Origin of the sequence: Cellulosimicrobium composti, assembly GCF_009711085.1 — a bacterium.
Lineage (GTDB): Bacteria > Actinomycetota > Actinomycetes > Actinomycetales > Cellulomonadaceae > Cellulosimicrobium > Cellulosimicrobium composti.
Genome location: NZ_WMKA01000050.1, coordinates 19031 through 27892, shown reverse-complemented (window position 1 = coordinate 27892; position 8862 = coordinate 19031). Strand labels below are relative to the sequence as shown.

Here is an 8862-nt window from a genome sequence, read left to right as displayed (position 1 = left end):
GCCGGGCGCGCCGGGCGCGCCGGCTTGGGCGCGGGCGGCTCCCACACGTACGCGCGCGCGGCCTGTGCCGAGCCGGCCGCCGGCACGGGCCGGTGCTCCGCGAAGTAGGCGCGGACCTCGCGCGGGACGGTGAGGGCGCCCACCACGAGCAGCGGCAGGCCGAACGCGAGCAGCACGTGCTCGACGCCGCCGCCGAGGGTCACGCGGTTCGCCGTCACGACGAGCAGCACGATGCCCAGGAGCGCGACGACGCCGGCGCCGCCGAGCGCGAGCGGGCGTCCCGTCGCCGCGTCGCGCGCGAGCGCGCGGCGCGCGACGAACGCGACGACCGCCGCGAGCACGCCGATCACCACGGCGAGGACGACCGGGACGCCGCGGCGCCCGTCGGCGAGCGTGAGGACCGCGCTCACGGCGACGTACCCCGCGACGACGAGGACGAGGTCGAGCGCGTGGACCGCGACGCGCACCCACGTGGTCACGGGGTCGGCCGCGGTCATCGCGCGGTGGACGGCCGGGGCCGCGGCGATCGCGGCGAGCGCGGGCACGAGCACGAGGCCGAAGCGGCCGCCGTGCGTGCTCTCGATCGTCACGAGCCCGTTGTTCCCCGACCCCAGGACGAACGCGACGGCGAGGATGACGCCCAGCCCGACGAGCGTCAGGCGCGCCGCCTCGGACCGGCGCCACGTCCCGTACGTCGGCAGCCCGGCGAGCGCGAGCACGAACACGGCCGAGACGAGCACGAGGAGGACGAGGAGCGCGCCGCCGAGGCGCGTGCCCGTGAGCGTGAGGACCACGGTGAGCAGGACCGCGAGCACGAGGACGGCCGCGACAACGAGGAGCGCGAGCAGCCACCGGTCGGTGACCGCGCGGTCCTGGTCCCGCGGGCCGAGCTCGCTCTCGCGCGGCTGGGCCGCGAGCAGCGCTCCCGCGAGCCCGAGCGCGGCCGCGGAGCCGACCCCGCCCCAGCCGTCGCCGAGGTCCCCGCCGCCGACGACGTCGACCACGAGGTAGACGCCGACCAGCAGGACGTAAAGGGCGTTGGCGAGCAGGCGGACGCGGCGCGTCGTGTGCACGGTCCACGTCGTGGGCAGCACGCCCGTGCGCGCGAGGTACGGCAGTGCGAGCGTGAGGAGCGAGAGGATCGTCAGCAGGACGACCTCGATCTTGTCGGAGGCCCGGTGCGCCACGTCCCACGGCAGGGCGAGCGACACGAGGAGCAGGAGCGCGGCGACGCCGTCGCGCACGTAGTCGCTCACGGGGATCCCCGCGAAGGGCGACGCGACCGCGGCCTCGTCCCCGGTGGTGGCCGACCCGTCCCCCGCGGTCCCGGAGGCGTCGGCGCCCGGGCCGTCCGTGCCCGGGCCGTCCGTCCCCGGCCCGTCCGCGCCCGGCTCGACCGCCGGCGTCGCGCCGGTGCCGGCGCCCTCGGCCGTGGAGTCCCCGCCACCCGCCGCGACGCCGCCCGGCGCCGTCGTCGGCCCGGTGCCCGCAGCGTGCTGCGGGTCCTCGGCCGGCTCTGTCTGGTTGGTCATCGTGCACTCCCTACGCTGTCGCGCGGTGCCGGACGCACGCACGCCGGGCCGAGAGGCCCCGACCGTTTCTACCGGTTCATCACGTGCGTCTCAAGCGCCCACGCGGGGCCGCGACCGGACCGCGACGGAGGGCGGCGGCGCGGCTCACGACACGGACGCCAGCCGGTCGGACCCGAGGAGGAAGAGCCGGCCCTCGACCGCGACGACGTCGTACGTGTCCTCGGGCAGCGTCCAGCGCCACTCGACCGCGCCGTCGTCGAGCGCGACGGAGACCAGCCCCGGCCCGGCGAGGCCCTGCTCGGTGACGAAGAGCGACTCCCCGTCCGTGAGGACCGGCCAGGGACCGGTGTCCGCGATCTCGACGTCCCAGACCTCCTCGCCCGTGCGCGTGTCGACGCTCCGGAAGGACGAGTCGGTCTGCACCACGACCCGCCCGTCGACGCGCGCCACCGCGCGCAGGCCCGCCCCGGGCAGCGCCCAGAGCTCGGAGCCCGTCGCCCCGTCGACGCCGACGACGCTCCCGAACGTGTTCGTGACGATGACGCCGGGCGCCGACCCGTCGGACAGCGGTGCCTCGAGCACGCGGCCCTTGATGCGGAACGCCGGCTCGCCCGCGGCGGTGAAGACCGTCGCGGTCCCCCGCCCGTACTCGTTGCCGACGTAGCGGCCGTCGTGGAGGCGCACGATCGTCCACACGTCGTCCTCCACGAGCGAGAGCCCGTCCTCGGTGAGCGCCGCGGCGAGCCCGGGCGCGATGAGGTCGACCACGCCACGACGGACGTCGAGCACGACGTCGGCCCCGCGCCCGAGGCCGTCGTGGACGAACGTGCGCTCCCAGCGCACCTCGCCCGTCGCGGCGTCCTCGCGCACGAGGAGGACCTCGCGGCCGCTCCACCACGCGCGCACCACGTCGGTGTCGCCGACGGGGACGACGGACAGCCGACCGGCGGTCGCGACGACGCGCTCCCCCAGGACCTCCCCGGTCGCCGACCGCACGGTCGTCAGACGGGCCGCCTGCTCGCGCCACCCGGTGGGGACGACGCACACGACCACCTCGCGCGCGGGCTCCCCCTGACCGGGCAGGCACGTCGCGCGGTCGCCCAGGGGCTCGGACCGCCACAGCACCGACCCGTCCTCGACGGCGTACCCGGTGAGGGCGTCGTCGACCGTGACGACGGCCCCGACGGCGGGCACGACCGCGGTGCCCGGCTCGACCGGGACCGACCACCGCACCTCGGGCGGCTCCTCGAGCGGGCGCAGGCCCCCGGCGAGCGCCGTGACGTCGACCGGCCGCGCGTCCTCCATCGACGCGGTGAAGGCGAACGACCCGGCGAACGCCGCCGCGACGGCCACGGCGACCCAGGGCACCGGGTGCGCGTACCACGCGCGGCGGGGGCCGTCGTCGGGCTCGCCCGTGCGGCCCCGGGCTGCGGAACGCGGGACGCCGCGGCGCTCCCCGTGCGCCCGCGAGCCGTCCGGGGCACCCGGCGGGTCGTCGTCGAAGACCGCGTCGAACCGGGCCTCGGACCGCAGCTCGGGCGGCAGGAGCTCGAAGCTCACGAAGCTCGTGGGGCTCGCCGGAGCGTCGGCACCGCCCGTCGTCGGCTCGTGGGTCGCGTGCCCTGCACGAGCCGCCCGGTCCTGCGCGAGCCGACGGCGCCTCACCCGTCCACGATACGCACGGCACGGTCGCCGCGCGACGCACGGGCGGGAGTCCGCAGGTCCGGCCGTGGGCCGCCCCGGGGCGTCCCGGCGGGGTCAGATGCCGAGCTGGTAGACGCCCCAGTACGCGAGGATCACGAGGAGGATCGTCGAGCCGGCGACGACGCACCCGAGCATGACGCGCGTCGACACGCCGCGCGCGACCCGCAGCGCCCGGGTCTCGGCGACCACCGCGACCGACGCGTCGGCGCGCTCGGCCGCCGCGCGCCGTGCCGCCCGCACCTCGGCCGCCCGGTTGAGCAGGAGCGCCGCAGCGACGAGCGTCGCGAGCCCGACGAGCCGGACGCCCACCCAGCCGCCCTGCACGACCCACGCGTCCTTCTCGTAGTCGAGCGCGAGCCGCGCGACCGCGACGAGGTACGCCACGAGCGCGACCGTCGTGGCGGCGGCCCCCACGCCGAGCCCGGCGAGCGGGACGCGGAACCCCGGGGCCAGGCCCGCCGGAGCGCCGGGACGGCCCGCGACCCGGCGCAGGCGCCGCACCAGACCGCCCGCGAGCCCGACGACGGGCCCGAGCACGAGGAGGCCGACCGCGACGAGCACGAGCCCGACGAAGACGTCGCCGTTGCCGAGCCAGCGCGGGGTCGGCACCGGGCCCGCGAGGTACTGCTGGTTCGGGCGGGCACCCGCGACCTGCGGCTGCGCCGCGGCGCTCTCCGGCAGCGACGTCACCCACGCCGCGACGTCGCGCGGGAACGCGGGCACGAGGACGTCGTCGACCTTGATGCCGTGGTTGGCGCCCTCGTAGTACCGCACCGTGACGTCCGTGCCGCCCACGACCGACGCGGGGCCCGTCGCGTCGATCACCTGGCGCGCGCCCTGCTCCACCGGCATCGACGGGTCGTCGGTGCCGTACACCACGAGCACGGGCTGCGTGAGCCGCTCGAGGAACGGCTCGACGTCGAAGTCGGCGTACTCGAACCCACCACCCGGGATCGCCATGCCCACCGCGCGCGGGATCGCGCGGAACACGCCGTGCGGCACGTCCGTGTTGCGCAGGTAGCTGTCCACGGCGAACGCGGCCTGCTGGCGCGGGGGCACGACCGGCGCGGACACGAGCACGGAGAACGCGATCCCCGGGTCCTCGACCGCCATGACCGGGACGATCCACGTGCCCTCCGACTCGCCGTAGAGCCCCACGCGGTACGGGTCCACGCCGGGGCGGGCGCGCAGCAGGTCGACCGAGCGCGCGTAGTCGCGCGCCATCGCCTCGTAGTCGCGGTGGCGGGTCGTGTACGTGTCGAGCCGCTTGTCCGGCACGAGGGTCACGACGCCAGCGCTCGCGAGGTCGGTCGCGACGTCCACGAACGCCTCCGACGCGAGACCCGTGCCCGCGCCGTGCACGAACACGACGCCCGGGAGGTCGTCTCCCGCGCCGACGGGCTCGCGCAGGAGACCGCCGACGGTCGCGCCGTCGAGACGGATCGTCACGTCGGTCTCGCGCACGTCGAACGTGCCGACCGGGTCGGCGCCGCCCGGGGGCTGGCCGCCGATCGTCGTGTCGGAGGTCGCGGGCTCCAGGTGCTCGGTGACGGGCACGGGGTCCCACTGCGGTCCGGTGACGGCGCCGACGATCGCCAGGACGATCGCGAGCGCGGCCGTGGTCGCGGCGGTCCGGAAGATCACCGAGGAATCGTACGCCGCGCGTCGTGCGCGGATCCCTGGTGCCGGCCCGACGCCCGCGCGGGGGACGTCCCCCGTGTCAGAACCCGAGCCGGTGCAGCTGCTTCGGGTCGCGCTGCCAGTCCTTGGCGACCTTGACGTGCAGGTCGAGGTACACGCGCGCGCCGAGCAGCGCCTCGATGCCCTTGCGGGCCCGGGTGCCGACGTCACGCAGGCGCGACCCGCCGCGCCCGATGACGATCGCCTTCTGCGAGTCGCGCTCGACGAAGAGGTTGACGCGCACGTCGAGCAGGGGCGGGCGGCCCTTCTCCTCGTCGTCGGTGCCCTCGCGCGGCACGATCTCCTCGACCTGCACGGCGAGCGAGTGCGGCAGCTCGTCGCGCACGCCCTCGAGCGCGGCCTCGCGCACGAGCTCGGCGACCATGACGGCCTCCGGCTCGTCCGTGAGCTCGCCGCCCGGGTAGAGCTCGGGGCCCTCGGGAAGGTGGGAGACGAGGACGTCGGTCAGCACGTCCACCTGGTACCCGTCCTGCGCGGAGACGGGCACGATGTCGGCCCAGCCGCCGGCCTGCTCGCCGAGACGGTCCACCGCGAGGAGGTGCGCGGCCAGCGTCGCGCGGTCCACGAGGTCGGCCTTCGTCACGACGGCGACGACGGGCGTGCCGCGGCGCCCGCGCATGAGCTCCGCGAGCTCGTTCGCGATGAACCGGTCGCCCGGGCCGATCTTCTGGTCCGCCGGGAGGCAGAACGCGATGACGTCGACCTCGGTGAGCGTCTCGCGCACGAGGTCGTTGAGGCGCTCGCCGAGCAGCGTGCGCGGTCGGTGCAGACCGGGCGTGTCGACGAGCACGAGCTGGGCGTCGGGCCGGTGCACGATGCCGCGGATCGTGTGCCGCGTCGTCTGCGGGCGCCCCGACGTGATCGCGACCTTCTGGCCGACGAGCGCGTTCGTCAGGGTCGACTTGCCCGCGTTGGGCCGTCCGACCAGGCAGGCGAAGCCGGAGCGGTGCTCGGGGGTGGTCGTGCTCACGGGGTGTCCTTCACGGTCGGGAGGGAGGGTCGGGCGTCGGCCGGGGTGTCCGGCTCGCCGGGCACGGCGGGGGTCGCCGCGTGGGAGACGAGGACGGTCGCGAGCTGCTTTCGGCGCCCCTGCACGCGGTCGGCCTCGAGGCGCAGCCCGTGCACCTCGGCGACCGACCCGGGCAGCGGGACCTTGCCGAGCACCTTGGCGAGCAGGCCGCCGACGGTGTCCACGTCGTCGTCGTCCAGGTCGAGGCCGAAGAGCTCGCCGAGCTCGTCGACGTTCAGGCGCGCCGGGACGCGCAGCACGCCGTCGCCGAGGTCCTCGACCTCGGGCTCGGGCCGGTCGTGCTCGTCCGTGAGCTCGCCCACGATCTCCTCGAGCGCGTCCTCGATCGTCACGAGCCCGGCGATGCCCCCGTACTCGTCGACGACCATCGCGATGTGCGACGACGACGCCTGCATCTCGCGCAGGAGGTCGTCCACGGGCTTGGACTCGGGCACGAAGATCGCCGCGCGCGCCACGTCGCCGACGGGTCGCGCGTCCGTCCCGGGCCCGCCCTGCAGCACGCGCACGACGTCCTTGAAGTACGCGACGCCCACGAGGTCGTCCGCGGACGTGCCCGTGACGGGGATGCGCGAGAAGCCCGAGCGCAGGAACAGCGAGAGCGTCTTGCGCAGCGGCGTGTCGCGCGACGTCGTGATCATGTCGGTGCGCGGGACCATGACCTCGCGCGTGAGCGTGCTGCCGAGCCCGAACACCGACCGGATGAGCTCGCGCTCCTCCTCCTCGATGGCCGCGGACTCGTTCACGCGGTCGACCATGTCCTGCAGCTCGCGCTCGTGCGCCCCGGAGTCGGGGGCCGGCGCGAGGCGCGTGAGCCAGCGCGTCGCCGCCACGACGCCGACCAGGAGGGTCGACAGCCCGAGCAGCACGCGCACCGCGTGGCGGCGCCCGAGCGAGCGCGGGCTGACGCGCGCGACGAGCAGCCCCACGACGACGCTCACGCCGAGCGCGACGAGCAGGACCTGCCACCACGGCTCGAGCCACGCGGCGACGAGCAGGGTGAGGCACGTGATGCCCGCGACCTCGGCGACGACGCGCACGAAGCCGATCGAGCGCGCGGACGCGGCCGGGTCGGCGAGCAGGGACAGCGCGCGCCGGCCCGAGGGGCGCGGCGGCGTCGCCGGGTCGTCGCCGAGCGCCGCCTCCGCGACCGCGGCGCGCGTCACGCGCAGCACGGCGGCCTCACCGGCGCTCAGGGCGGCGGCCAGCACGACCGTGACGACGGTCAGCGCCGCCAGGAGCGCGACGGGTTCGCCGCTCACCGGCCGGCGAGGAAGGTCAGGAGCAGCTTGCGCTGCAGCGCGAACATCTCCTTCTCCTCCTCCGGCTCGGCGTGGTCGTAGCCGAGCAGGTGCAGGATGCCGTGCGTCGTGAGCAGCAGCATCTCCTCCGCGGTCGAGTGGCCCGCGGCGACCGCCTGGCGCGCGGCGACCTCGGGGCACAGCACGACGTCGCCGAGCTGGCCCGGGCCGGACACCTCGCCGTCGCGGCCGGGCCGGAGCTCGTCCATCGGGAACGAGAGCACGTCCGTGGGGCCGGGTTCGTCCATCCAGCGCACGTGCAGCTCGGACATCACGTCGGTGTCGACGAAGAGGATCGACAGCTCGCTCTGGGGGTGCACGCGCATCGCGTCGAGCACGTAGCGCGCGAGCGCCGCGAACTCGGCCTCGTCGACCTCGGTCTCGGTCTCGTTGTTGACCTCGATGCTCACGCGTCGTCCCTCGTCCGTCGGTCGCGGTTCGCGGGGCGCCCGCGCCGCTCGTCGTCGCGGCGGCGCGGGCCGTTCCCCGCCGCCAGGTCCCACCGCGCGTACGCGTCGATGATCTCGCTCACGAGGCGGTGCCGCACGACGTCGGACGACGTCAGGCGGCAGAACTCGACGTCGTCGACGCCGGTCAGGACGTCCTCGATGACGCGCAGCCCCGACTGGGTGCCGCCCGGCAGGTCGACCTGCGTCGCGTCCCCGGTGATGACCATGCGCGACCCGAAGCCGAGGCGCGTGAGGAACATCTTCATCTGCTCGGTCGTCGTGTTCTGCGCCTCGTCGAGGATGATGAACGAGTCGTTGAGCGAGCGACCGCGCATGAACGCGAGCGGCGCGACCTCGATCGTGCCCGCCTCGATGAGCTTGGGGATCGAGTCCGGGTCGATCATGTCGTGCAGCGCGTCGTACAGCGGGCGCAGGTACGGGTCGATCTTCTCGGTGAGCGAGCCCGGCAGGAACCCGAGCCGCTCGCCCGCCTCGACGGCGGGGCGCGTGAGGATGATGCGGTTGACCTGCTTGGACTGCAGCGCCTGCACGGCCTTGGCCATCGCGAGGTACGTCTTGCCCGTGCCCGCGGGGCCGATGCCGAACGTGATGGTGTTCGCGTCGATCGCCTCGACGTAGCGCTTCTGGCCGACCGTCTTGGGGCGGATCGTGCGGCCGCGGCTCGACAGGATGTTGAGCGTCAGCACCTCGGCCGGTCGCGACGCGGTCGCGGCCGTGAGCATCGCGATCGACCGCGAGACGACGTCCGCGGTGAGCTGCGTGCCCGCCTCGACGACCTCGACGAGCTCGTCGAGCAGGCGGGACGCGAGCGCGACGTCCCCCGGCGGGCCGGAGACGGCGATCTCGTTGCCGCGCACGTGCACGTCGACGGCGGGGAACCCTTCCTCGACGGCCCGGAGCACGGAGTCGCGGCTGCCGAGGAGCGCCACCATCGGCACGTGGTTCGGGATGACGATGCGGTGCTCGACCCGGTGCGGCGCGGGTTCGGGTTCTCGGGACAGAGAGGTCATGAGCCGGCTTGCGCCGCTGCGCTCCTTCGGTCGGACGGTGGTGCCGGGGCCGCGCGGGCCCCGCAGATCCCCTCCATCGTACCGAGCGGCGCCGCGGCCCACACGCCCTTTCGCGCA

7 protein-coding genes are annotated in these 8862 nt (G+C 75.4%); all 7 read right to left on the bottom strand.

The window, feature by feature from the left end:
* Positions 1–1532 (bottom strand): DUF7937 domain-containing protein (locus GJV82_RS16330; RefSeq protein WP_155099948.1); only part of this gene is annotated, 1532 nt, incomplete at its 3' end.
* 144 nt (positions 1533–1676) lie between these two features.
* On the bottom strand, positions 1677–3197 hold the full coding sequence (locus tag GJV82_RS16325) for an outer membrane protein assembly factor BamB family protein (protein WP_155099947.1): 1521 nt from the start codon (positions 3195–3197) through the stop codon (positions 1677–1679).
* Between the two features lie 93 nt (positions 3198–3290).
* Positions 3291–4880, bottom strand: coding sequence for an alpha/beta hydrolase family protein (locus tag GJV82_RS16320; RefSeq protein ID WP_318657742.1), 1590 nt, complete (start codon positions 4878–4880; stop codon positions 3291–3293).
* A 76-nt stretch (positions 4881–4956) separates the two neighbouring features.
* Positions 4957–5907 (bottom strand): GTPase Era, encoded by a 951-nt coding sequence (gene era / locus GJV82_RS16315; RefSeq protein ID WP_162290081.1) that lies wholly within the window; start codon positions 5905–5907, stop codon positions 4957–4959.
* Complete coding sequence (locus GJV82_RS16310; RefSeq protein WP_162290080.1) at positions 5904–7226, bottom strand: hemolysin family protein; 1323 nt, start codon at positions 7224–7226, stop codon at positions 5904–5906. Before GJV82_RS16310 ends, era begins: the two co-directional genes overlap by 4 nt.
* The gene (gene ybeY / locus GJV82_RS16305) at positions 7223–7675 is read right to left on the bottom strand and encodes an rRNA maturation RNase YbeY (RefSeq protein ID WP_162290079.1); all 453 of its coding nucleotides are present in this window, start codon (positions 7673–7675) and stop codon (positions 7223–7225) included. Before ybeY ends, GJV82_RS16310 begins: the two co-directional genes overlap by 4 nt.
* Positions 7672–8745: a PhoH family protein gene (locus tag GJV82_RS16300; RefSeq protein ID WP_024840843.1), complete on the bottom strand. Its 1074-nt coding sequence runs from the start codon at positions 8743–8745 to the stop codon at positions 7672–7674. Before GJV82_RS16300 ends, ybeY begins: the two co-directional genes overlap by 4 nt.
* Positions 8746–8862 lie beyond the last annotated feature (117 nt).

Bases quoted from the DNA above. Each gene is read 5' to 3' on its own strand.
- GJV82_RS16300 (WP_024840843.1), bottom strand. From the start codon at position 8,745: ATGACCTCTCTGTCCCGAGAACCCGAACCCGCGCCGCACCGGGTCGAG.